Source organism: Marinobacter azerbaijanicus, assembly GCF_030250645.1.
GTDB lineage: Bacteria > Pseudomonadota > Gammaproteobacteria > Pseudomonadales > Oleiphilaceae > Marinobacter > Marinobacter azerbaijanicus.
The window spans coordinates 163682-188654 of sequence record NZ_JASSVS010000003.1 but is presented as its reverse complement, the minus strand read 5'-3'; the positions used below and the strand labels follow the sequence as shown (position 1 = coordinate 188654).

Here is a 24973-nt window from a genome sequence, read left to right as displayed (position 1 = left end):
TTATGAAGCGACACATCGTGCTGATTGAGGACGAACCCGCCATTCGGGAAAACTACCGCGACGCCTTTGAGCGCCGGGGTTACCGGGTAGCTGCCTACGGTGACCGCAACAGCGCCTTCCAGGTTCTGCGCACGGCCCTTCCGGACCTGGCCATTATCGATGTGGGCCTGGGCGACGAACCCGAGGGCGGCTTTACCCTGTGTCACGACCTGCGCAGTCTGTCGAAAACCCTGCCGATCATTTTCCTGACGGCCCGGGACAGCGACATTGATTCCGTTCACGGCCTTCGGCTGGGGGCCGATGACTACGTCACCAAGGATATGAGCATGGACCACCTGCTGGCCCGGGTCACCGCTCTGCTTCGGCGCGCCGACGCCTGGGCCGAAGCCCTGAAGCAGCCGGATGAAGTGGTACACCGGGGGCGGCTGGCACTGAATGTGGACCGGATGACCGCGGAATGGAATGGCCAGCCCATCGACCTCACGGTCACGGAATTCTGGATGCTGCATTCCCTGGTCCAGCATCCCGGCCATGTTCGCAGCCGCGACCAGTTGATGGAGGCCGCCAGCACAGTCCTCGATGACAACACAGTGACGTCCCACATCAAGCGCATACGCCGCAAGTTCCTGCAGGTAGATGAAGGCTTCGACGGCATTCATACCGCCTACGGCATGGGTTATCGCTGGAATGCCCATGAGGCCTGAGCTTTGACCCTCAAGCGCCAACTCTTCATTGCCAGCCTGCTGATGTTGCTGATTCCCTGGGCCGGTTTACAGTTCGTTCTGGAGCTGGACCAGGCACTGCGGAACCAGGCTGCCCGACAACTGCAGGGCCAGGCCGGTCGCATCGCCGGTTTTGTGACAGAGCAACTGGAGGCAAGCCCCGCTATCAAGCCCGGAACCCCCGTTATCTATGCCGATCTGCTGTCCCGTGCCCCCAACCTGGACGGGTATGGCGATGACTGGCCGGGCTATGACGAGGAAGAATCCCGCCAGCAGTGGCAGAGTAGCCAGAAAGTCAGCGACAGCAATGGGCCGGAGGTATCCTGGCAGGCGGCGGTAAACCGTAACCATCTTTACCTTCTTGTCCGGGTCAGCGGCCGGACAGCGGAGTTTTTCAATCCCGGTAACCCCGCCCAGCCCCATGACCGGATATTGCTTCAATTCGTCGACGGCGACCAGACCAGCCGGCGACTTATCCGCACCCAGGCACCTGGCGCCATCAACGCCATTGAGCCGGGTAGCGAAGGCTCAACGGACTACCGCATCAGCGGATACTGGCAAGCGGTCAGCAACGGCTACCAGGCTGAACTGAGGATCCCACGCCCAGCACCATCAGAGCGGTTTGGCTTCCAGGTAATATGGCCAGGCGTCGTGGCGGGCCATGCCTCGGCAGAAATCGTCAACCGGATGCCGGCGCTGGAAAACCGGCTAGAGGCCATGATCGCTCCGGGCCAGGGGGCCCGGGTTCTGGAACCGGACGGCTGGGTGATCGCGCGCCAGGCGCGCCAGACTGAAACCGACGAACCAGAGTTCGACAGCCTGAGCCCGTTACAGATTCTTGAGCGCATCAGTCTCAACGGCTTACGGGCGCTGGTGCGCTTCTATCAACCAGAACCGGTACCACTCAATGATGCAACCCATCGCATGGACGCTGAAGAACTGCCGTCACAAGGCCTGGTTCGTCATCGGGATGGCGACACCCATTTGCTGGTAAAGCAGTCACTGGCTGATGGCCGGGTGCTGGTACTGGAAGAATCCCTGGACCAGTTGCTGGCCCTGTCTGGCAGCACCCTGGGTTCGGTGATTGCCCGAAGCGTACTGCTGATCATCGTCCTGATGCTGGTGTTGCTGGGTTACGCCAGTTGGCTGTCCTGGCGAATCACCCGCCTGCAACGGGCAGTATGCGCAAGCATAGACGATGATGGCCGCGTTCTGGGCTCCCTGCCCCCGGCCAGGGCAAAGGACGAGCTCGGAGACCTGTCGCGACAGTTCAGCCATATGGTTGACCGCCTTCAGGGCTATACCGATTACCTGGAGAGCTTCTCCCGGCGGCTGTCCCACGAGCTGAAGACCCCGGTGGCCGTGGTGCGTTCTTCTCTGGACAATCTGAGCCACACCACAGACCCGGCCGACCAGGCCAGTTACATCGACCGCGCCCGCTCCGCCACCGACCGCCTGAGCCAGATACTGCAGGGCATGAGCGAAGCCGCGCGACTGGAACAGAGCCTCGATCATGCGGAAAAGGAAATCTTTGACCTGGCTGACGTAGCCACACAGACCACTCTGGCTTACCAGGAACTGGATCCGTCCCACCACATCCACTACGCCGGACCTACCAGCGGTTGCCCATGCTATGGCTCGCCGGAACTGCTGGTGCAGCTACTGGACAAGCTGGTGGATAATGCGCGGGACTTCACGCCTGAACAGGGCCGCATTGAAATCCGCCTGCGCCGGGCCCCGGGACAACTGGAACTGAGCGTGTTCAATGAAGGCTCATCATTGCCGGAAAATCTCACCAGTGATATTTTCAGCCCCTTTGTATCAGTGCGAACCGGCAAACAGGAAGGCCATCTGGGCCAGGGGCTGTTGATCGTCAGGCTGATTGCCGAACATCACAATGGCCGGGTACTGACCGCCAACGAATCAGACGGCGTGCGCTTTACAGTCATACTGCCATTGGCGGCATGAGCCCCCCCAAGAGTCTTAAGCCACAAGTCGTCTTTGCGGATGCCCCATAAAACCCTAGCCTGACCTTACAAAAACCGTTGTCGAAACCGCCGCCAGAGGAATGGAACTTGAACCTACCGCTCAACCAGCTTGATCTGCACCCCCTCAGAGCGGAGCTTTACAACGAGCTCCACTCCCGGCCGTTCCACGTACTGCCATGCCCGGCACAGGTCACCCACATCGCCCTGCTGACGACACCAGAGCAACGAACTGCCCAGTTCCGGCACTGGCAGGACCTGCATATCATGCTGGGGGAGGCCGAGCCCCTGGAAGACGTCAGCTGCTATGAAGCCACCTTCGGATCCCTGCGTATCCGGCGTGAAATGCATATGGAGTTCGCGTCCTACACGTTCATCAATCTGGGGGCCAGTGACGACCATCAGCCCTTCGAGGACACCGGCATCTCCTCACTGCCCAACGGCTGGCTCGAAAAGCTCACCGGTACTGTGGTTGCGGCCTTTCATATCGATCTTCAGCAGGACACGAGCGGCCCTGACACCGATCTGACACAGATTCGCCAATGGTTTGAGGGAGAACGGCTGGTGGGCAGCAGTCCCTGGGAGGGCAAGGCCAGGGTATGGGGAACCTTCAGGCTCCACAGCGACGGGTTCGGCCGCTTCATGATCCTCAACCGGGACATGTCAGACAGTCAGCTAGGCCGGCTTACCCAGCGTCTGATGGAGATCGAGACCTATCGCCTGATGTCATTACTGGCGCTGCCACTGGCCAGGGAAATGACACCCTCACTGAACGGGATGGACCAGCAACTGGCGGTGATTACCCAATCCCTGGCGGATAATCAGGACATTGACGAACGTGAGGTACTGGCGGACCTGACCAATGTTGCGGCCCGAATCGAAGCTTTCCGCGCTCACTCCACCTTCCGCTTCTCCGCCACCCGCGCCTATCACCAGCTGGTGCTGACGCGACTGGAGGAATTGCGAGAAGATGAGCTGTCCGGCCATCTCACCATTACCGAGTTCATGACCCGGCGGCTGACACCGGCCGTGGAAACCTGCGAATCGGTCAAGGACCGCCTTGAAGACCTGTCCCGGCGGGTGGACCGCGCCTCGGATATGGTGCGCACGCGGGTAGAGCTGGCTATCCAGAGCCAGAACCAGCAGTTGCTGAGTTCCATGGACCGGCGCTCAAAAATCCAGCTGATGATGCAGCACACGGTGGAGGGGCTTTCCGTGGTCGCCATCAGTTACTACCTGGTGGGACTGCTGAAACTGGCCCTGGATTCTGCCTACGATGCCGGCTTTGAGTTCAACAAATCCCTGGTCCTTGGCGTTGCCATCCCGGTGGTGATGGTGCTGGTGTTCGTTGGCGTACGACTGGTTCACCACCGTTTCCTCAGACTGGCGCGGCGGCAGTAGGCCAGCCCTTAACCACCAAAAGCGTCGGTGTCACCGGCAAACTCGCGATAGAACTGCTGTGCCGTGCGGCCGTTGCGGGCGCCACGGCTGGTGGCGAAGCGGATAGCCTCCCGGTGCAACGCCTCACGATCACCCACCCGGGGAAACAGTGCATCGATAGCCTGCAGGTACACATCCTGGGGAAAACCGTAGAACGACAGCTGCAGGCCAAACCGGTCTGCCAGGGACACCTGCTCCTCAATGGCCTCTGCCGGGTGCAGTTCGCCGCCGCGCATCTGGCTTTTCACATTGTCATCCATGAATTCCGGCATCAGGTGGCGGCGGTTGGAGGTGGCATACACGCGCACGTTCTCTGGAGGCAGTTCCAGTGAGCCTTCCAGCACACTTTTGAGGGCCTTGTAGCCGGATTCCCCCACCTCAAAGGACAGATCGTCGCAGAAAATCACGAATCGCCATGACAATTCGGCAATATCGTCGACAATTTCCGGCAGGTTTACCAGATCATCCTTGTCCACCTCGATCATGCGCAGACCCTGGCCCCGGTATCGGTTGAGCAGTGCCTTGATCAGAGAGGACTTGCCAGTGCCCCGGGCGCCCCAGAGCAGGGCATTGTTGGAGGGCTCGCCCGCGAGAAAGCGTTCCGTGTTGCGGGCCAGCGCTCTCTGCTGCCGCTCAATGCCGGTCAGGTCGTCCCAGCCCACCGGATCCAGCCGGCGGATGGCCCGCAGCCCCCGGCGATGGCGGCGCCAGACGGCGGCCGGCGTCTCTGTCCAGTCGATGGATTGGTCTGTCGCCATAACACTTATTTCCTGTTCCGCGTTTATCATGAATATGAAACACTGGAGCCCGTTACCGGACACTACCCCCAAAAGGAGACTTTACCGCAAATGGCCGTCAAATCCGTTGCCCTCGTCGCCCACGACAACAAGAAAAGAGAACTGGTGGACTGGGTTGCCGAAAACCAGACCCGCTTCGCCACCCTGCGGCTTTATGCCTCCGGCACCACCGGCCGGCTACTAAGGGAGAACCTGGGAAGGGACGATATTACGTGCCTGCTCAGCGGCCCGTTGGGAGGCGACCAGCAGATTGGCGCCAAGATTGCGGAAGGGGAGATCGACCTGCTGGTGTTTTTCTGGGACCCGCTGGAACCGCAGCCCCACGACCCGGACATAAAGGCCCTGCTGCGCATCGCCGCACTGTGGAACATACCCGTGGCCTGCAACCGCGCGACAGCGGAGTTCATCCTGACATCCGCCTACATGACCGACGACCAGCACCAACCGAAAAAGCCGGACTTCTCAAGCTATACCGGCCGCTCCGTTAACTGAGCGGCTTTCTGGCCAGGAATACCGTGTTGGAGGATTCCCGGTTCTGGAACGGGTTGTAGAAAGACACCACCTTCGCGTCCACATCCGTAAACAGTTCGCGCAAGGTCTCCATGAATGCCTCGTCAGGTGGTTCGTTGGACCACATGGCGAAGACCCCGCCGGGGCGCAGGTGAACAGCCATCCGGCCCAGGCTGTCTGCGTTGTAGAAACTGGCGTTGGATTCGTTCAGCAGGGCTCTGGGTGAATGATCAATATCCAGCAGGATAGCGTCGAAAACCCTGCCCGGCGCCTGGGGATCAAAACCGGTATCTGACACCGCCATGTCAAAGAAACTGCCCAGCACATAGCGGCAGCGCGGGTCCTCGTTCAACACCTTGCCCAGAGGCACTTTCTCCTGCTGATGCCAGTGGATCACCGTATCCAGCGCATCCACCACCAGCAATCCGGAGATCCGATCGTGCTTCAGCACCGCTTCAGCGGTGTATCCAAGTCCCAGGCCTCCGACCACCACCTGCAACTGCTCCCCCTCCACAGCATCCAGGCCCAGGTCCGCCAAGGCGACTTCCCCATCCACAAACATGCTGGACATGAGGAACTCTTCGCCCAGTTTCACCTCATAGATATCACGGTCACCCAGCGCCGGAATGCGACGACGGCGAAGGGTGATGTCTCCCAGTGGTGAAGGCTGGCTGTCGATCTGTTCGAACAAAAGGCTCATGGTCTTTCCTGTGCAGTACTGACGAGCGCGTATCCTATCACCAGACGTCGCAAATCTCAGGGGAAGCCAACTTTTCGTTGTGAAAATTAGCCACTGACAACTACACTCTGGACTCAGCCAACACAAGATTGTGAACCACCCAATGAGCGCTGGAATTGCCTGGCAAAGGCCATCTCTGAAAACAATATTCCATGCGATTTACACTGCACTGGTGCTCATTTTACTGTCTTTGCCCGCCTGGTCGGCCGACAACCAGACTGTGTCCGTAGGCGTCACTGCTGCCAACAAACCCTACGCCTTTATCGAAGGACGCACCCCTTCTGGTTTCTCCATTGACGTCCTTCGGGAAGTGGCTCGCCAGTCAGGCCTGAGCCTCGACTTTCGCGTCGGCACCTGGCCGGAGGTATTCGGGGCATTCATGGGTGGCGAGATCGATGTGATCGCGGGCATTTCCTATCGCGACGAGCGGGCCAGGACGATACAGTTTACTGACCCCTACCACGTTCGCCAGATCTACCTGATGCACGATCCCGTCAAGCCACTGGAAGACATCCGTTCCCTGGAGGCGCTCTCAGCTTACCGTATTGGTGTCGTGCGGGATGTTTATTACCTCCAACCCCTGAAAGACGCTGGCGTGGAGCTCGCCACTTACGACTCTGTACCCAGTCTGGTACGTGCCCTCGCTTTTGGCTGGGTCGACGGTATTATTGGAGCGGAACTGACGCTGAACTACTACGCCAACCATGCCGGCTTCCGTTTCCTGGAGATTGCCGGCCCTGCCCCTCTGGGTGAGTTGTCCAGGGAAGATTTTCGCCTCGGTGTCCTGAAAGATAACCAGGCGCTGTATGAGGTTATAAGGGAAGGGCTGGCAGCAATTCCGGAGGGTCGCATAGACGAACTGTTCGAACGCTGGCAGGAATACGGCGGCACCAGTATTGCTGAATCTTCGGGCTTCGCCCTGAGCGACGCCCACCAGCGCTATATCAGCGAAATTGGGCCGGTACGTATTGGCTTCATGAGGGACTACGCGCCTTTCAGCTTCCACGACTCAGGCTTGGTGCAGGGTCTGTCTGTCGATGTAATGGAACGGGTCTCCGACCTGACAGGTCTTCAGGTTGTGCCGGTAACAGGGCAGTGGTCCGAACTCTATCCCCGGTTCCTGAAGGGCGACATCGACATAATGGCAAATATGTCGCGCACCGAAGAGCGTCTGGAACAGGTGCGCTTCACTCGCCCCTATCACGTCATACCAAACGTCGCCTTCACCCTGGACGAGAATCTTCATTTCAACGACCCAGCGGATCTGCAGGGCCTCAAAGTTGCCATTGGCTCCGGCATTTATTATGAGAACGTACTGCGCGATGAGCTGGGCGACAATGTTCTGTCCTTCACGTCGCAGCAGGCCATGTTCCAGGCGCTGGCAGAGGGCTCGGTGGATGTAACCCTGGCGGCCCTGCCCAATGGTAACTACTGGGTGAGACAGCTTCGCATTGCAGGCGTGAGCATCGCTGGTGAAATGACTCTTGAGGACATGCCCGGAGAGGACCTGCGCTTCGGGGTTCGTCCGGCCCTTGAACCGCTTGCCTCGATAATGGATGCAGCCTTGGGGACTATCAGCCCCACAGAAATGCGAACCATCGAAAACCGCTGGCTTGGCGCCTCTGCCGGTCGTCATCAGCCCCCAGCTCCTTTGCGCTTCACTGATGCGGAGCAGGCATGGCTGGACCAGCGCAACCGGCCGCTTACGCTGTGCGTCGATCCCGCCTGGCTCCCCCTGGAGGGTCTTGATGAGGATAACAAACACGTCGGCATTGCCGCTGACACTTTCGCCCTCTTTTCCGACCGTTCGGGTATAGAGTTCACTCCTCTCCCTGCAGAGACCTGGGCTGACTCTGTCAAAGCCGCAAGGGAACGCAAATGCGACCTTTTTTCCATGGCCATGGAGACCCCGGAACGGATCAACTACATGAGCTTCACCAAGCCCTATCTGCAGGCTCCGGGTGTGCTACTGGGACGGGTAGAAGCGCCGTTCATCAGCACGCTTGACGATATGGGCAACCAACCGGTTGGTGTTGTTGAGGATTATGCTTTCATCGAATTGCTGGAGACCACAAACCCGGAGCTCAATCTGGTGGAAGTCCCCAATGAAAAAGAGGGGCTACGCATGGTTCAGGAACGCAAGCTGGCGGGCTATATCGGCACCTTGGCCACGGCCAGCTATAACATGCAGAAGCTGGGCCTTGCCGACCTCAAGGTACTGGGACGAGTCCCGGCCGACTGGTCCCTCGGAGTTGGTGTCCGAAATGACGAACCTGAGCTGCTCAGCATTATGCAAAAGCTGGTTGCCAGCCTCACGGAGAATGAACGCAACACCATCAAACAGGAGTGGGCCGGAATCAAACTGGAACAATCCGTGGATTACACTCTTCTGTTACTTTTGGTTATCGGTGCCATGGCTGTCCTGGGCCTAATGTTCTACTGGAACCGCAAGCTCGGCCGACTCAATCGGGAACTCGCTGCCGCCAATAGCCGCCTCGCCCATCTGAGTGTGACCGACGACCTGACGCAGATTGGTAACCGCAGCTATTTTGATCAGGAATTCAGCAAAAGCTTCCACTGGTGCCAGAGACACAACATGGGCTTTGCGGTTGCCATGGTGGATGCGGACCATTTCAAGGAGATCAATGACAGCCATGGTCACGACGCAGGCGACCGCTGCCTGGTGGCGCTGGCCGATACCATGAGAGCACACTTTCGCCGCGATACCGACCGCCTGACCCGCTTTGGCGGTGAAGAGTTTGTGATCTTTACCAGTTTCAGCGACCGCGAGGAATTGATCTCTCGCCTGGAAGACTTCCGGGAGGAGGTAGCCAGGCAGACCACCCGCTGTGATGACCAGAACATCGGCTTCACGGTCAGCATTGGTCTGGCCACCGGCATTCCCGGCAAGGACAACGTGCCTCCTGAATTTCTCAGGCGTGCTGACAAAGCGCTTTACCTTGCCAAAAAGAACGGCCGCAACCGCCTCGAAGCGTTGACCCTTGAAGAGCCGGCCTGATCAGCGAATCCTCAGACTGGCCTGCAAGTGCTATCCTTTTGCCACAAGGCAAACGCAAAGGAGATCACACCATGGCTAAGATCTACGACGACAACTCCCAGTCGATTGGAAATACCCCCCTGGTCAGGCTCAACCGTGTCAACGAAGGGGCGACAATCTGGGCCAAGATCGAGGGTCGCAACCCCGCGTATTCGGTGAAGTGCCGCATTGGTGCCGCCATGATCTGGGATGCGGAAAAGCGGGGCACACTCAAGCCCGGTATGACTATTGTCGAGCCCACCAGCGGCAATACCGGCATCGCCCTGGCTTTTGTGGCAGCCGCCCGGGGCTACAGGCTGCTGCTGACCATGCCCTCTTCAATGAGCCTGGAACGGCGCAAGGTTCTGAAGGCCCTGGGTGCGGAACTGGTTCTCACGGAACCACCCAAGGGCATGAAGGGTGCGATCGCCAAAGCCGAGGAAATTGTTGCCGAAGACCCGGATCAATACTTCATGCCGCAACAGTTCGAAAACCCTGCCAATCCGGATATCCACGAGGCAACCACCGGACCGGAGATCTGGAATGACACCGACGGCGCCGTGGATATCTTTGTCTCCGGTGTTGGCACTGGCGGCACACTCACTGGCGTCACCCGCTACATCCGCAACACCAGAGGCAAAGCCATTACTACCGTGGCGGTGGAACCGGAAGACTCTCCAATCATCACCCAGTCCCGCAATGGCCTTGAACTGACACCGGCACCCCACAAGATCCAGGGCATTGGCGCCGGCTTTATTCCCGGCAACCTGGACATGGACCTGGTGGATCGGGTGGAAACAGTTGGCAATCAGGAGGCGATGGACATGGCTCATCGGCTGATGCAGGAGGAGGGCATTCTGTGCGGTATTTCCTGCGGAGCAGCGGTTGTGGCAGCGGTAAGGACTGGCAAGCTACCGGAATTCAGGGGCAAGAACATCGTGGTGGTGCTGCCGGATTCCGCCGAGCGCTATCTGTCATCCGCGCTGTTTACGGACCGGTTCGGCGAACTGGAGAATGTGCAATAAGGCCGTGAAGGCAAACCAACGGCGGCAAGCATTCCGAGGCCTGCCGATACGGCCGCAATACTGCGGTAGGACACCCGCGCAATCCTGTGGTGGAAAAACCGCGTGGTTTCACTGAAGGGACGAGTCACCGGAACCCTCTGCAGCATGTTGAAGGTTTCGTCTGCAATGGACAGGTGAACCCGTTCCAGCTTGAGCGAACCGTGAGCAAGGCCGGTGACTGCTATATCCGCAACTCCGGCCCACCAATCAAGATCCTTTCTGTTCATAACAACCACTCCCTGAGTTGGTCCGCTACATCGGGATGATGAGCCAGGCGGATATGGTCTACACCTGGAAAGCTGGCTTCACCAGTGAGTGCCCAGCCTTTGCGCTCGCGGCCACGGGCACTGGACTCCTGTACCAGTGCATCACCGAACAGCGCATTCACCGGATGCTCACGGGTACGCGCCAGCAAACCACAGACAACGTAATGTCGGGCCCCCGGCAGCAAAGGTGGCTCGCCATCTTCGCTGCTCAACACTTCGCCGCGGGACAGGTTGCGAATACCCTCGCTTCGCAGATCTATCACTTCGCCCAGCACCCGCAAATAGTCCCTCGGCGCCTTATTCATCCGGTCAGCCGTCGCCATCGCACCCCTTGCCAGCCACGAGCCATCGTGGGGGGAGCCGATGTAGACGCAGTCCCTGAGCTGTTCCACCCAGTGATGACCATGGAGTTGACCAAAGTGGCTGGCACTGCGAATCAGCAACCCGCCCATGCTGTGCCCGATGAGGATTATCCGCTCAACAGGCACGGGCCAGTGGCTGACCAGAGCATCAAGCATGTCGGCGAGCGTTTCTCCGTTGTGCCAGATAGGCCGACCGCTATTGTATCGGAGAGTCAGAGGCGTAATGTCGCTATTCTCAGCCGCTAGCAGTGAGCCGTAATGAGCACCATCCCGGCCCGGGATAGCCCATACCGACTCCAGTTCCATCAGGCCGTGAATCGACAGGCACAAGGTTGAGCCAGGGTTCTCCAGATCAGGAGACCCCGGATTAACCGGCTCATGCCCATGGAAAACCGTCATGGGCATCGCCAGGGGGTTATTGCGCGCCTCAAGCCAGTCCCCAAAAAACCCGCTGAGAATGGCTGAGGCATGTCTTTGCCATGCCGGGCTGGTATTTGTATCCATGCACAACCGTTACCGTTTGATGATGTAACCACCAGTCTACTCTGATAAGCGCTTTAACGATTGGCTGAATTTCCAACAGATTCCGGCTGCGTGGCAACCGCTGTCTAACGGCCCCGACCTGCGAATCCCATGCAGTTCGCATAGTAGGTGGTGGTCGCCGGCCAGTCGGAGAAGATGCCGATGACCCCGACCTCCCGCGCCAGCACATCAATTACCTTGAACACGTCACCGTCGTTATTGATAGCATCGGTGATGGTCTGGTGATACCAGCCACCGCCATCGGCCAGCGGTCCGCTGCGTTCAACCGTCCAGGCAATCAGGTCCAGCCCCGCGGCCCTGGCATTCTTCGCATACTCCGACGGCACGATTTGCTGGTGGCCATCCAGGGTCAGCATTTTCCACAGCGCCGGTGCCAGGACATTCACCCCTTGTGCAGACAGGCTCTCCATCCACGCCAGCGACGAGTTTTCCGCGGTCATCGGCTGCTGGTCCAGGAACACCGCTTGTTTTCCAAACCGGGGCATATCATTGATCCAGAACAGGACGTCGTCCAGCAGGAACGATTGCGGCCATACGTCCCTCGGGTTTACACCAGCATCGATATAGTCCTGAATCATCTGGCGGGCATAATCCTGCTGGCTGTAATCTCCTTCGAACGGCATCTCTACCACCGGCGTTTTCAGCTCGGGAGTGAACTTCACGCCCAGCGCCCTGAACAGCTCGATGCTCTCCTGATGGGTCAGCAGGGTGCCGCGACTGCTGTACAGATCAGTACGCCAAGCCGCGGTGCCTTCCAGGTACTCTTCCGGAGTTGTCGCCATGGGATTGAACGCATCCATCTTGCCTTCCAGGGACTTGAACTCCTCCAGCGTGATATCGCTGGTACGGCATTCTGCCTGAGCCTCGGTGCCATTTTGCGGATCCGCCGGCACAAATGGCTGGGTGCACTTGGCGTTCAGTTCTGGAATGGTCACGATATTGGTGGTGGTGTGAAGATCGTTCTGGGCATGGCGGCAGACCAGTTCCCTGTCCCTGGTGAAGGCAACATCGCACTCCAGGACACCGGCTCCCATCTGAGCGGCCGCCACGTACGATTCCAGGGTGTGTTCCGGAAACTGCAAGGGCGCTCCCCGGTGCCCTATCGAGAAATCCGTAGGTCTGAAATTTCTGGCATGGCAGGACTGCAAAGCGCCTTTCAGCGGCCCCTCATCCATGTTTTCCACCAGCCAGAATGGCCTGGGGCCGAGATGAACCTGGCGCTTGCCACGATGGAAGTTACTTTTCAGATCCGGCCACTGGTCGTGCCAGTTTTCAAGACCTGGCGGTACCCAGTTCTCGCCCTTGCCTTGCCCAACCGGGCTGGCATTGGCGACGGAGACCAATGACATCAGCAATGCCATAACCAGCAACGTGCGTAACTTCATAACAAGCTCCCTGTGCGATGAATGATACTGCACAGCCATTATCAATGGGGCGGGTTACGTTGTAGTGACGATCAGGTGACTGGCGCGTCCGTGTTGCTGGCAGGTGCGTCCGTTGTTTCCTCCCCTCGGGCCTGTTCGGCTTCCGCCTCTTTCATCAGAACCATACCTCCCTGCAGCAGCAGCGACTTGAGGCGCGGATCGCTCTGCTCCACCACGCCAAGGGTGAAGGCCGCAGCAGCGGCTTCAAGCGGATTATTACGGACAAGGTCCCTGATGACATCCACCGGTGAGGCCGGTGACTGCCGCTTTCCCTCACGGACAGATTTTTTTGAGGCAACCGGGCGGGTCATCCGGTAGAAAAACAGGGCCAGTAGCAACAGGCATGACAAACCCGTCGCCGCCAGCGCACCGGCCTCCCCCAGCCAAGGGGACAAAGCCAGTGTGGCGGCATTGACGAGCATGTAAAATCCGGTGATCAGCAGGGCGACCAGCAGCACAAAAGCCAGCATAAAGCCTATAACGGCCGCAACCGCTTTGCGCAGGACGCCCTGTAACCAGGCTGAATCCGGCATGATCAGCGGTCCAGCAACCGACCAACAAGCAGTCCGGCAAGAAACATGATCATAATGCTGAGGAAGGGCCTTTCTTCAATTTTGCTTTCAGTATCGTGTATGGCCTTGCTGCCGGCATCACGGGCACGATTGATTGCCTCATCGCCACGATGTTTCACCTGATCAAACGCTTCGCGGCTTTCCCGGCGGATTTCATCACGGAGGCTGCTGATATTACTCTTTTGTCCTTCAGTGACGGTTTTGGTGAGTTTGGAAAGATCTTCACTCAGCTTCCTGAGGTCTTCTCTGACCTGCTCATAATCACTCTGACTGGATTTCGCTTCCATATGTTGCCTCCTTATCAGTAAACCATACTGCTATTTCGGCTTTTGGTAACGATCAAAACTGTTGGCTGGATACCTGACCAGGAAACTCTGATCATCTCCCGACAGACATCCGGAAACCATGGAACAGCAAAAATCACCATGGCTGTTATCACTGTAGCACAAGGTACCGGGACCTATGCCAAATTCAATGACCTAATACAGACTGCGTGGAATCTGGTATCCGGCCAGCAATTCCTGGGTGAACGGGTTGGTATTACTGCCGGCATGCAAACGATAACGCATCTCGCCTTCATCCAGTGCAAATCGCACATCCACGGCACTACTGCTAACCCCGGTAATGTCCGCCTCGTCCAGCAGCCGGAACAACGCCCAGGGGCCGTTTTCGGAAATACTGCGCGGTGACCGGTTTACTTCCGTAGGCACCAGGGTGACCCTGCTCTCGACCGAATCCCGCAGGGTATTTGGCCACACCAGGGGAATACTCTGGCTCGGGCCGTGACTGAACTCCACCAGTTGCCCGTCCACGTTCATTACGCTGCGACGCTTGTTGGAGGACAGGTGCAATGGCTCCAGCGCAAACTCCAGGTCCAGCGATCCGCTGCGGGTGAAAAAGGCCCTGCGAATGTCTTTGGCCTTCTCCAGTGATGCCAGTACATCACGGCGAACCAGACTGGCGCGCCTGGAACCGGCAATGTGCTCTGGGTGATCTTCCAGGAACAGCTTCAGGTTCTCATTGTAGAACTGGTCCAGCACGCCCTCCGGTGCGAAGAAGCGCTCGAAATCCTGCAGTGCAGCGTCACGGCCTGCCCCCGGATTGAACGGATAATGTCTGGCAAGGCTCTGCTGGAACGGCTGATAGACTTCCTGATACCACTGACGCTCAAGCTGCGCCACTGCCTGGTCCAGTACCACACGCCAGCTTTCCGAAGCCAGTTTCTCCAGCATGCGATCCAGGGGCGCGGGCTGGTTGGAAGCAACTCGCTGCAGGGTAAAAATCGGATCCGCCCCTTGCAGGCCCATTCGGGCACGGGCCGCAGAAAGTGCCGCCTTGCCTCGATCCGGCGCTTCCTGGATACCACGCAGGTAGGTATGCAGGCTTTGAACCACCTCCATAACCTGCTCCATATCGCTGGGGTTATCGCCCTGCTTGTCCATCAGTTCATTGAGATCGGCAAACTGACGCTCAATCTCCTGAACCATCTGAAAATGGGAAGACTGCTCCATCACCTTGCGGGCCGCCTCTGCCTCTTCGCTGCCACCCGGAATCAGACGCGTATTCGCGGTTACCTGGGCCAGCAACTGAGTCAGCGGTTCGTGGCCACTGGTCAGGCTCTCCAGAACGCGCACACCGTGATTGAGATCGCTGAAGCTCTGTATATCCAGCCGGCTCAGGGCCCGTCGCCAGCTGTCCACATAGTTTTCCGCATACAGAGATTGCAGTTGTGCCTGTAGCCGGTCTTCATCGGCTTCACTGAAGTTCACATCATCGCGACGGCCCAGTACCCAGGCATCCACCAGCGCCAGCTCTGTAATCGAACCGGATTTGCGCAGAAACCAGGAGTCCAGGCCTTCCCGTGTCAGCAGGGAGGGAATGACGACCGGATCCTTCTGGTCACTGTTTTCATCATCAAACGGCTCACCAAATTCATCCAGCCGCACAAATACGCTGCTGAAGGCCGGGCCGGACTCCCGCGAAAGGTCCAGTGGCGAGCGGAAATTCTGCTCGGCTTCTTTCTTCAGGTCACTATAGACACGCTCCGGCGTCGCGATGCGCCCAAGCTCGTGCTGGGCCCATTGAACACTGCTGCGGAACGGTGCCAACGCCATATCGGCAATCTTGTCGCCCTCATTGACCCTCTGGTTCAGATCCGTGTGCAACAGGGCATAGTCCAGATGGCTGAGCAGACGCTGCTGCAGGTCCCGTTGCGCCGGGTAGGCACGCTGCCAGTAGTTGCTCATGTAGCTGCGGACAATGTCCCTGCGACGGCCACTGGCGTCGTATAGCATTCGCAAAACACGCAGGTGGTCGAGACGCTCCGAACCGGTGTCCGGGGCATCGCTCATCTCACCCATCACACCCAGCATCAGGGCTGGCATGAACTGATACGCCAGCATGTCGAGGTAGGACTCCTCCACTTCCGGGCCAACCTTGTGGCCCTTGTACAGGCCCATGTCCGCCACCAGAGCCGGCACCGCCCGGTAATCCCCGAACGCCAGCGTGGCTTCCCGCAGCTGGTCCAGGGGCTCCAGCAGGTTGCGGCCGGTGGTGTCCGGCTCATACCCGATAGGGTGCCAGTTATCGATAAAGCTGCGCACCCGGTCCTCCACTGCGGCCGCCGCCTGGGCGTTCTCGATGAAGTAATGCTGCCAGCCGGCGGTCATACCCAGGCCGCTGGCAACAGCAACACATGCCGCCACGGCAATCCGCCGTCGCCGACTGCCCACCACCTTCTGGTTGTCACCGGCCAACCCTGCCTCGCGATAGACAATGCCGGGAAACAGATTTGCCGTGAAAAGACTTGAAGACTGCCCGCCACGCTGCGCCGGCTGAATCGGCCCAGCCAGCCCGTAATTGGCCGCGGCCGCAGACACAAAGGCGTCCTCCGGAACACCCTCCTGAACAACGGATGTAAAGTAAGTACCACGTACCAGGGCCGGGGTAGAAAAAGCATCCGCGGATAGCAGGTCTGCAAGGAACTGTGCCAGCACCGGCTTCAGGCCCGCCAGTTGACGGGTAAAAGAATAGGCAGCCGCACGTTCTTCAGCGTCCCGGGTAGCAGAAAGCACCTCCGGAAGCCGCTCGCCCAACTGCTCCACGAGTCGGCTGAAGCTCTGGTCAAACTCACCCAGCCAGTCGTCCGGGTCATGTTGACCGTCAAGCTGGAAGGTGAAGCCCAGCGGTTGTTCACGCTCCGCCTTCGAGAGCCTCCGGGCAAAGGGTGCAAAGCCGTAGAGCAGGTCCATCTTGGTAAAGCTGATGTACACCGGCAACCGGGAACCAAGGTGCTCCATCAGCTCCCGCAGACGGGTTCGCAGCAGGATGGCCTGGGCCTGGCGCTGCTCTTCATTGGCCGTGCTCAGCCGGGCAAGATCCACGGCCAGCACCACACCGTTCAGCGGTCGCTGGGGCCGGTTTTTCTCCAGCCAGTCAATGAAATGGGTCCACAGCCGCTGCTGAATCTCGCTTCCAGCACCCTGGTCATGGTTCTGGCTCAGCAGTTCGCCGTCCGGATCAATCAGTACACCGTTATCGCCCACCCACCACTCGAAACCGAAGGGATTGCGCTCTGTGCGGGGGTTACGGGTAACGTTGGTAAGGGTGTAGGTCTGACCGGAACGCTGGATCAGGCTGGTCTTGCCCGCGCCTTCCAGTCCCATAATCAGGTACCAGGGCAAACGGTAGACGCCCTTACGGCCCGGCAGGTTGCTCTTGAGCTCCGCCAGACGGCGATCCAGCAGACGTTGCTGACGGCGTTCCAGCGGCAGAATCGGATCTTCCTCTTCCTTCTGCTCCTCCATCCTGGCCACGTTTACCTTCCGCAGCTTGCGCGCCAGTATCATGCCCCAGACCATGGCCACCAGCAGAACAACCACCAGCGTGACCAGGGCGCGCATCTGCCAGGCCGCCAGCGGGTATTCTCCGTTGATTTCCAGGCGCGGCCCCAGCCACCAGGTTGCGGCCAGCAGTACCACCACACCCAGCGCCAGGGTGATGGGCGCTGCACTGCGCACATAGGGCAGTATCCGTCGTCCAATGAGTAGGGCTTGTCTCCACATGGTGTCCATTCCTGTTAATTGATCCGTCAGTGTTTATGCAAGTCTGTCCAGCCGGGCCACCAGGCCGGGCTCCCAGTCTTCAAGGCTCATACCGCGGGTCTGCTCACGCAGATCCTGCACCTGCTGTTTCGCCAGGCTTTTCATGCCGCTGTCTTTCATCAACTGGCTGCTCATCAGCCGCCAGTAGAACCGGTCCCGGGGTTCGCGGGCCGCTTCCAGACCCTCTTCCAGCAATTGCATAGCCGGTGCCAGCCCCTTCTGTTCCATCACGCCCAGAGCATCGTCGTAGGCCTGATCCCATGAATTGGTACTACCGACGGACCCGCCCCTTGCCGGACCACTGAGCATCCAGTCGGCAACCGCCTTGGGCAGAAACGGCGTGCCATCGTTAAACGTCATGTCCGCCAGTTCCGGCAACCGCTCAACGAAGGCTTTGACCGCCGTGCGGATGGCTTCCGCACAGACCTCGTGCCCCAGCGCGGAGGCCACCTGCGCACTCAGCCAATGGCCCTCGAGCCAGAACGGGCTGACCGACAGGCTTTGTTCAATGCGCTGCCAGAGAGCCAGGTCCGGTGACTTCGCAAGGCTCTCCCGGTAGTCCGCCACCCGATCTGCACTCACTGCGGCCAGGTCGCTCTTGATGCCGTCCCGGGCCGGAGGAACCGAGGTAATCGTCTGCCAGATCGCGTAGCGACGAAGCTGGTAGCCGAGGGAATCGCCAGGCGTGGTCTCAGTCAGCATATCGGCCACTTTCAACAGGCTCTGGCGGGTAGCCCGTTCGTTTGCCGGATCGAGAGTCAGGCTGCCCAGAGAGGCGGAAGATGCGCTGCTTCTTTGAGAGGCAGGTGGTCCGGCCGGGGACGAAGGGCTTGCTGTTCCGGTTTTTTCCGTCGTTTCAGATGGCTTTGGCATGTCGGACGGCGAGGGCAATTTCTCTACAGCCCGGCGCAGATCCAACAGAGCGTCATCCGGCAGCTCGCGGGCCGCGGCCTGCTCCGTCAGTTTCTCCAGCGTGGTGAGGCAGAATTCGCGACCATCGCCGACACCGCCATCAAAGCTCAACGCCGACACTTCCTTCAGGGCACGCTGGAGAATCTGGGTCAGCAGCATCCTGCGGGCGCGTTTGCCCTTGTCACCCGGGTAGGGCCAGGCATCGTCCCACCAGCTGTCCAGCACCCTGTGCAGCAGATACAGCGACAGGGCAAAACGTTCGCCGTTGCCGCCGCGCTGCAGACACAACATCAGGAATCCCAGTACCTTGAGGTCCTTGCTGGTGTCCGACAGCAGGCGGAGCGACTCGCTTTCCACCTTGCCCCATTCAACACCCGTGTGAGCCAGCGAGCCCACCTTCATGATTTCGTTCTCGAGGTATTCCATGGTGACGTCGTCCATCAGGTTTTCACCCGTAGCGCTCTCACCAGGAAAGGCACTCAACACCTGTTCAACGTATGGATGCTGCTCTACTGCCTGCATGTCCAATCCCTGTCTTTACAAATCGCATTTCAAATTCTCAATGCCTACCAGCCACAGGCTTCCCGCAATGGCTTCAGTGTTTCCCGGAATCCCTGCAGGTCAAACATCAGCCCGTCGATGGCGCCACTGGACGAGGAAACGGTGACGCCCGAACCAGCAGACATTTCCCGCACCGTGCGAATGGCTGGCAGGCCCCGGCCGCCACTGATGACAAAGCCCTCGTCCCGCACCCGCCAGATCTGCCGGCCCTGGCCAAAATCAACCGTCACCCGTTCCTCATTTACTGCTTCGGGCAGCATCAGCGTGAGCTCGGTGATGTTGTTGTGGCACTGCACCGCGAGTAACGGCCGGGGAGGTTGTACTCCCAGCGCGCTGAGCGTTACCAGGTGCCCCGCCTGCTCCGAGGTGTCACGATAAAGCGGGCCGTCTCCCGGCCGGCGACGCTGCTCCTGGGCAAAGGCCTGACGCCAGCGTTCCGGCTGGTTGCCGCGGCTGACCTCTTTGATCGCCACCTCGACGGGTGTACCAAACACCTCATCAAAACAGGCCAGTCGCTCCAGGCGCCGGCTTTCCTCCGTGCAGTCCCGGGCTGCTGCCAGTTGCTGATTGGACTGCGCACTGGCAGCCAGTGAGAACACCATGGCGAGGGCACAGGTTGCGATGATAAGAGGGCGGTTACTTCTGGTAGACGGGTTCACGCTTCGGTTACCTGATACTTCAGACATTTATGAGCCAGGGTACGTTTGGGCAGACCCAGGCTTTCTGCAGCCTGGGCGCGGTTGCCTCCGAACTGACGCAGGCGGTCACGGATAATGGCTGCCTCAAAAGCCTGAGCTGCAGCCCTGAGATCGTCCACTTCATCCGCCGGCGGCAGGCCCGGGGCAGGCGTTACCCGAAAATCACTGGCGAAGCAGGTTTCCTGGCTTGGGAACAGGTCATCCAGGCGTAGCACTTCCGGCTGGATATCATCCCCCACCGGGGTCTGCAGACAGGCAAACTCGATAATGTTCCGTAATTCACGGGCATTACCGGGAAAGCTGTAACCCGACAGCGTACTGAGCGCGTGACTGCTGATGCCCATGGGGCCGGCCCCCTCACGGGCGGTGTATTCACGGATAAAGTGTCGGCAAAGAGGCTCCAGGTCTTCCGGGCGGTCCCGCAATGGCTGGACCCGCAGTGGGAACTGGCTGAGGCGGTAGAAGAGATCGCGGCGAAAACGGCCCTCTTCGATGCAACTGCTCAATGGCTGGTGGGTCGCAGCCACCAGACGGAAATCCGAATGCTGTTCCTGTTGGGCCCCAAGAGGTCGGAACCGGCGGCTTTCCAGGACCCGCAGCAACTTGGACTGCAGCGCCATGGGCATGTCACCGATTTCATCCAGGAACAGGGTGCCGCCGTCGGCCTGGGCCAATAGCCCTTCCTTCGCCCGGTCGGCACCGGAAAAAGCCCCCTTTGTGTGGCCGAAGAGCTCGCTTTCCAGCAATGAGTCCGGGATGGCGGCACAGTTGACTACGACCAGGGGGCCTTCGGACCTGGCAGAAAAGCGATGGATGCCCTGGGCTACCAGGTCTTTACCACAGCCGGTCTCCCCCTGTACCAGCACCGAGAGCTGACTACCGGCGGCACGAACGATCTGTGTGCGCAGGTCGGTCATGGCTGCTGAATTGCCAACCAGGCTCTCCTCCAGCTGTTCACAACGCCGATGCACGGCTTGAGCATCGTGCAGATGGTCCAGTGAACGTTTGAGCATGCGCCGCTGCCACACCTGGTCACTGGTTTTCAGCTGGCTGACCCACTGATGGGCCAGCAGGGTCAGCAGTCCCCGGTAGAGTGGCTGGGCGGTGATGCCTTCCCATTCCGGTTCTTCGTTGCAGAGCACGAGAATACCGAGGGTGCGCCCGTCTTCGCCCCTGATGGGCTCCAACCAGAATGACCGGGGTTGATTGCTGGCGTCGACCATGGCCTGGAAGCCACTATGATCCAGACGGTAACTGGCGGCCCGTGACAGTTCCCTGGGTTTGCCCTGTTGCAGCAGGTGGGCAAAGGGGTGGCTGAAGTCGCCGCAGTCGAATTCGCCCTGGTCGCCCAGGGCGGCACAGTGGAGTGTGCGGCCGCTGAGGTCGAGTTCCAGTGTCCAGCAATGGCTGATACCGAAGGTGTCTTCCAGTTGCCGTGAGGCGACTTTCAGCAGGGCTGGCAGGTTGTCCTGCCGGAGCAGTTCAACCGCCAGGTCTATGCCGGTGTGCAACTCCGTCTGCATCCGTCCCATTCTTTTTATCCCTTTTCCTGACCGCGTACCGTGCAGATTCACTTTCCGAAACACGCTGTGAATACATCCCTGTGCGCTCCACTCTCGTTTACCGCCCGCACACCGTGGGGTTGAGCTTGCCAAAACACGCCGTGGATACGTCCCTGTAGGCTCCGCTCCACCATCCATGGCTCCGCAGGGTTTTGGCAAGCTCAACCCCACGGTGCGCTACTTTCGCGCTGCCTCAGGCAACGGTTCCGGTGAACTTGTTGTCTTCAACACCGAGGGTCACTTTGGTGACTGGCTCCCGGGCGGCCAGCTTCTCCAGCAACGCCAGCGATACCGGCGGCAACAGTTCACCCTCGATGATCGACTCCAGCATCCGTGCGCCGTTCTCACTTCGGGTGGCACGGCTGCGGATGGCTTCTACCAGGCCGTCTTCCAGTTCCACTGTGGTGTGGTAACGGTCGCCGATCTGGGTGGCCAGGCGGTCGAGTTTGTCGGCGACGATGCGGTTGAGGGTGTCTTCGCCCAGCGGCAGGTAGGGCACGACTTCCATGCGTGCCAGCAGTGCCGGTTTGAAGAAGTCGGCCAGTTCCGGGTACAGGGCTTCTTCGATTTTTGCCGGCTCGTCGGCGTGTCTGACGATGGTCTGGTAGCCCAGGTTCGAGGTGAGGAAGAACACCACGTTCTTGCAGTCGATCAGGCGGCCTTCGCCGTCGGCCATTTCGCCTTTGTCGAAGGCCTGGTAGAATAGGTTGAGGACTTCCGGGTGGGCTTTTTCGACTTCGTCGAGCAGCACGACCGAATAGGGCTTCTGGCGGATGGCCTCGGTGAGGATGCCGCCTTCACCGAAGCCCACGTAGCCCGGCGGTGAGCCGATCAGGCGGGAGACGGTGTGTTTCTCCTGGTATTCGGACATGTTGATGGTGGTGAGGAACTGGCGGCCGCCGTAGAGCAGTTCGGCCAGTTGCACCACGGTTTCGGTTTTACCCACACCGCTGGGGCCGGCCAGCAGGAAGGCGCCCATGGGGCGACCGGGGCGGCGCAGGTCGGCGCGGGCAGTAAGCAGATGCTGGTGCAGCGCGCTAATGGCGGTGTCCTGGCCCTTGATGTGGGATTGCAGGTACTCCGGCAGGCGGGTGATTTTCTCCAGCTCGTCGGCGGTCATACGGTTGACCGGGATACCGGTCCAGTCGGCGATAACTTCGGCCACCTGGCGGGCATCCACACGGGCATGCACCAGGGGTTCGTCCGCCTGCAGTTCCGCCAGTTCCTGTTCGATAGCGGCGGCTTCGCTTTTCAGGTCCGGACGCTCTTCGTGGGTTTCCGGCGTGACCTCTTCCGTCGCTGCTTCCGGTTCTGCGTCTGTCGTGTCTTCGCTCAGCAGTTGCTCGCGGATGTCCACCAGGCGCGCCACCAGTTCACGCTGGTCGTTCCAGCGCTGTTCCAGTTCTTCCAACTCCACACGCAGGGCTTCCAGGCGTTGGGTCAGCTCGTCCTCGCGCTGGTGGTCGATGGCTTGCCCCAGGGTCTGTTCGCGGGTCATCAGTTCCTGCTCCATACCCAGCTGGTGAAGTTCGCTGCGCACGTGGCTGAGACGGCGCGGGGGTGTGCTCAGGTTGAGGCTGACCCGGGCGCAGGCGGTGTCGAGCACGTCGATGGCCTTGTCCGGGAGCTGGCGGCCGGCCAGGTAACGGGCGGACATGTCGGCGGCCGCTTTCAGGGCGCTGTCGGCGATCAGTACCTGATGGGCCTTTTCATAGACGGTGCGCAAACCACGGAGAATATGCACCGCCTGGGCCGGGGTTGGCTCATCCAGCGCGACGGGTTGGAAACGGCGGCTCAGGGCCGGGTCTTTCTCGAAGTATTTCTTGTACTCGCGCCAGGTGGTGGCTGCTATTGTCCGCAGCTCGCCACGGGCCAGAGCCGGTTTGAGCAGGTTGGCGGCGTCGGAGCCGCCTTCGCTGTTGCCGGCGCCGATCAGAGTGTGGGCTTCGTCGATAAACAGGATGATCGGGGTGGCGGAGCTTTTGACAGCTTCGATCACGCCTTTCAGGCGCTTTTCAAATTCACCTTTCACCGATGCACCAGCCTGCAATGCGCCCATGTCCAGGGTCCAAAGCTCCACACAGGTCAGGCGCTCGGGCACATCTCCGTTGACGATGCGCAGGGCCAGGCCCTCAACAACGGCACTTTTGCCCACACCGGCATCGCCGACAACAATGGGGTTGTTCTTGCGGCGACGGCAGAGGATGTCGATCATCTGGTCGATTTCCGCATCGCGGCACACCACCGGGTCCAGCTTTCTATCCCGTGCCAGCCTGGTGAAATCGGTGGCGTAACGCTTGAGCGGGTCCATATCCACCTGCGCCTGATTGGCGGCACTCGGGCCATCCTCCGCGCGGGGCTGCTCTACCGAGCCCCGGGTCATGGAATCGAACTGCCGGCGCAGTTGCTCCCGGTTGATGTCTTTCAGGCGCTGGCTGACCTGGGGCATCAGGTAGCGGTCTGCATTCATCAGCAGTGCCAGCATGATGGCACCGGAGCGCAGGTCGGTGTGGCCCAGTTCGGTGGAGGCCATAAGCCAGGCATCCTGCAGCAGCTCAATCAACAACGGCGAGAATGACGGGTACGGTTCGGCGGACTGGGGCTCACCATTGAGGCTTTCCCCCACAACCGGTTGCAGTGTGTGGTGTTCAATACCGGTGCTTTCCAGAATCTGGCGCACGTCGGTAAACGGCGTTTCCAGCAGCTTGAACAGCAGGTGAGCAGGGGTGATCTCCGCTCCCTGGCGGCTGATACACAAGGCCGCCGAGCTCTCCAGCCCCTGACGGCAAATCTCGTTGAGGCGCCCAATCAGCGCCGGCAGTTCTACCCGAATCACAATGATCTCCTTATTTCGGGAGTTGTTCCAGTACGCTGAGCACATCCCTGATGCGTTCGTTCAGCGCTATGTTGTAAAGCGTGTATACCCCGGCCATGGCCGCCACAAAAAGACCACCAGCGCCCCACAGGGGGAGGCCGGTCCGCAGACGGTTGCGGGCGGGGGTAACGTTATCCAGTGCGCTGGAAAGGGGTTGCGGTTCCTCGGCTCGACGCAGCCCGCGAATCTGTTCGTGCAGCCCACGGATAATCTGTTCGTATTCGTCCCGGCCATTGGTCATCACCTTGTAGCGGCCCTCGAATCCGAGGCACAGGCACAGGTGGATGAACTCCAGCATGTCGAGGTAACGCTCCGGTTCCTGCTCCATGCGGGCGGTGATGGCGAATACCTTCTCGCCACCCCAGGTTTCGTTGTGGAAGCGGGACAGCAGTGAATGCTGGGACCACACGCTGTGGGCGCCCCAGTCGGTGCCGAGTACCGCCTCGTCGATAAAGGCACAGAGCACGTAGCGATAGGCCACCACAGTCGGGCGCTCATAGCCCTGCTCAACCAGCTCCCGGTCGATGGCGGCGACTTCGTCCACCACCTGCTGGTACAGACCTTCCACACCACGAAAGTCTGCCAGTCTGCGCACCCGGATAACCAGGCCCAACAAAGGCGTGGCCGCATCGATCAGCCGGTTATCCTCAAGACCCCGCAGCTGGAACTGGTCATTGCCAAAGCCCCGATCGCCCATATGCCCATCGGGGTGGCTGCCCCTGAACATCAAGTCGTCAAACGCACTGCCACCTGCTTCCATATTGCCGTTAGGTGAATCCATCACCGGTGCATCTGCCATGA

General features: G+C 59.7%; 19 protein-coding genes. 6 read left to right on the top strand and 13 right to left on the bottom strand.

Features of this window, described 5'->3' with window-relative positions:
* Window positions 1-2 precede the first annotated feature (2 nt).
* The 3 genes from pdsR (at window position 3) to QPM17_RS07300 (ending at window position 4108) form a co-directional block, all read left to right on the top strand.
* Window positions 3-704 (top strand): proteobacterial dedicated sortase system response regulator, encoded by a 702-nt coding sequence (gene pdsR / locus QPM17_RS07310; protein ID WP_285389999.1) that lies wholly within the window; start codon window positions 3-5, stop codon window positions 702-704.
* Between the two features lie 3 nt (window positions 705-707).
* A complete protein-coding gene (locus QPM17_RS07305; RefSeq protein WP_285389998.1) occupies window positions 708-2690 on the top strand; it encodes an ATP-binding protein in 1983 nt (660 codons plus the stop codon).
* Between the two features lie 107 nt (window positions 2691-2797).
* Window positions 2798-4108 carry a DUF3422 family protein gene (locus QPM17_RS07300; RefSeq protein ID WP_285389997.1) on the top strand — a complete coding sequence of 437 codons (1311 nt, stop codon included), beginning with the start codon at window positions 2798-2800 and terminating at the stop codon, window positions 4106-4108.
* An 8-nt stretch (window positions 4109-4116) separates the two neighbouring features.
* Here QPM17_RS07300 and QPM17_RS07295 read toward each other — a convergent pair whose 3' ends face one another.
* Window positions 4117-4905: an ATP-binding protein gene (locus tag QPM17_RS07295; RefSeq protein WP_285389996.1), complete on the bottom strand. Its 789-nt coding sequence runs from the start codon at window positions 4903-4905 to the stop codon at window positions 4117-4119.
* Window positions 4906-4995: 90 nt separating this feature from the next.
* Between QPM17_RS07295 and QPM17_RS07290 the strand changes: the two genes are divergently transcribed.
* Window positions 4996-5436, top strand: a complete 441-nt coding sequence (locus tag QPM17_RS07290; RefSeq protein ID WP_285389995.1) for a methylglyoxal synthase — start codon at window positions 4996-4998, stop codon at window positions 5434-5436.
* Here QPM17_RS07290 and QPM17_RS07285 read toward each other — a convergent pair.
* Complete coding sequence (locus tag QPM17_RS07285; protein ID WP_285389994.1) at window positions 5429-6154, bottom strand: polyamine aminopropyltransferase; 726 nt, start codon at window positions 6152-6154, stop codon at window positions 5429-5431. The two genes, QPM17_RS07290 and QPM17_RS07285, sit on opposite strands and share 8 nt — an antisense overlap.
* A 142-nt stretch (window positions 6155-6296) precedes the next feature.
* Between QPM17_RS07285 and QPM17_RS07280 the strand changes: the two genes are divergently transcribed.
* Both QPM17_RS07280 and cysK read left to right on the top strand, forming a co-directional pair.
* Entirely contained in the window at window positions 6297-9212 is a 2916-nt protein-coding gene (locus QPM17_RS07280) for a transporter substrate-binding domain-containing protein (protein ID WP_285389993.1), read from the top strand.
* A gap of 71 nt (window positions 9213-9283) precedes the next feature.
* Window positions 9284-10255, top strand: coding sequence for a cysteine synthase A (gene cysK, locus QPM17_RS07275; protein WP_285389992.1), 972 nt, complete (start codon window positions 9284-9286; stop codon window positions 10253-10255).
* On the opposite strand, the gene QPM17_RS07270 is transcribed toward cysK, so the two are convergent.
* The 11 genes from QPM17_RS07270 to icmH all read right to left on the bottom strand — a co-directional run bounded on the left by QPM17_RS07270 (window position 10198) and on the right by icmH (window position 24971).
* Window positions 10198-10521, bottom strand: coding sequence for a hypothetical protein (locus QPM17_RS07270; protein ID WP_285389991.1), 324 nt, complete (start codon window positions 10519-10521; stop codon window positions 10198-10200). The genes cysK and QPM17_RS07270 overlap by 58 nt on opposite strands.
* Complete coding sequence (locus QPM17_RS07265) at window positions 10518-11426, bottom strand: esterase/lipase family protein (protein ID WP_285389990.1); 909 nt, start codon at window positions 11424-11426, stop codon at window positions 10518-10520. The genes QPM17_RS07270 and QPM17_RS07265 overlap by 4 nt, the downstream gene beginning before the upstream one ends.
* 104 nt (window positions 11427-11530) lie before the next feature.
* Complete coding sequence (locus tag QPM17_RS07260; protein WP_285389989.1) at window positions 11531-12850, bottom strand: glycerophosphodiester phosphodiesterase family protein; 1320 nt, start codon at window positions 12848-12850, stop codon at window positions 11531-11533.
* 71 nt (window positions 12851-12921) lie between these two features.
* Window positions 12922-13422, bottom strand: a complete 501-nt coding sequence (locus QPM17_RS07255; RefSeq protein ID WP_285389988.1) for a hypothetical protein — start codon at window positions 13420-13422, stop codon at window positions 12922-12924.
* A 2-nt stretch (window positions 13423-13424) separates the two neighbouring features.
* On the bottom strand, window positions 13425-13748 hold the full coding sequence (locus QPM17_RS07250) for an ElaB/YgaM/YqjD family protein (RefSeq protein WP_285389987.1): 324 nt from the start codon (window positions 13746-13748) through the stop codon (window positions 13425-13427).
* Window positions 13749-13940: 192 nt separating this feature from the next.
* On the bottom strand, window positions 13941-17525 hold the full coding sequence (gene tssM / locus QPM17_RS07245; RefSeq protein ID WP_285389986.1) for a type VI secretion system membrane subunit TssM: 3585 nt from the start codon (window positions 17523-17525) through the stop codon (window positions 13941-13943).
* Between the two features lie 33 nt (window positions 17526-17558).
* Window positions 17559-18998 (bottom strand): type VI secretion system protein TssA, encoded by a 1440-nt coding sequence (gene tssA, locus QPM17_RS07240; RefSeq protein WP_285389985.1) that lies wholly within the window; start codon window positions 18996-18998, stop codon window positions 17559-17561.
* A 44-nt stretch (window positions 18999-19042) separates the two neighbouring features.
* Window positions 19043-19696, bottom strand: coding sequence for a type VI secretion system-associated protein VasI (vasI, locus tag QPM17_RS07235; RefSeq protein ID WP_340366249.1), 654 nt, complete (start codon window positions 19694-19696; stop codon window positions 19043-19045).
* Window positions 19693-21258, bottom strand: a complete 1566-nt coding sequence (locus tag QPM17_RS07230) for a sigma-54-dependent Fis family transcriptional regulator (RefSeq protein WP_285390351.1) — start codon at window positions 21256-21258, stop codon at window positions 19693-19695. The genes vasI and QPM17_RS07230 overlap by 4 nt, the downstream gene beginning before the upstream one ends.
* A 232-nt stretch (window positions 21259-21490) precedes the next feature.
* Window positions 21491-24133: a type VI secretion system ATPase TssH gene (tssH, locus tag QPM17_RS07225; protein WP_285389984.1), complete on the bottom strand. Its 2643-nt coding sequence runs from the start codon at window positions 24131-24133 to the stop codon at window positions 21491-21493.
* 10 nt (window positions 24134-24143) lie between these two features.
* Window positions 24144-24971, bottom strand: coding sequence for a type IVB secretion system protein IcmH/DotU (gene icmH, locus QPM17_RS07220; RefSeq protein ID WP_285389983.1), 828 nt, complete (start codon window positions 24969-24971; stop codon window positions 24144-24146).
* Window positions 24972-24973 lie beyond the last annotated feature (2 nt).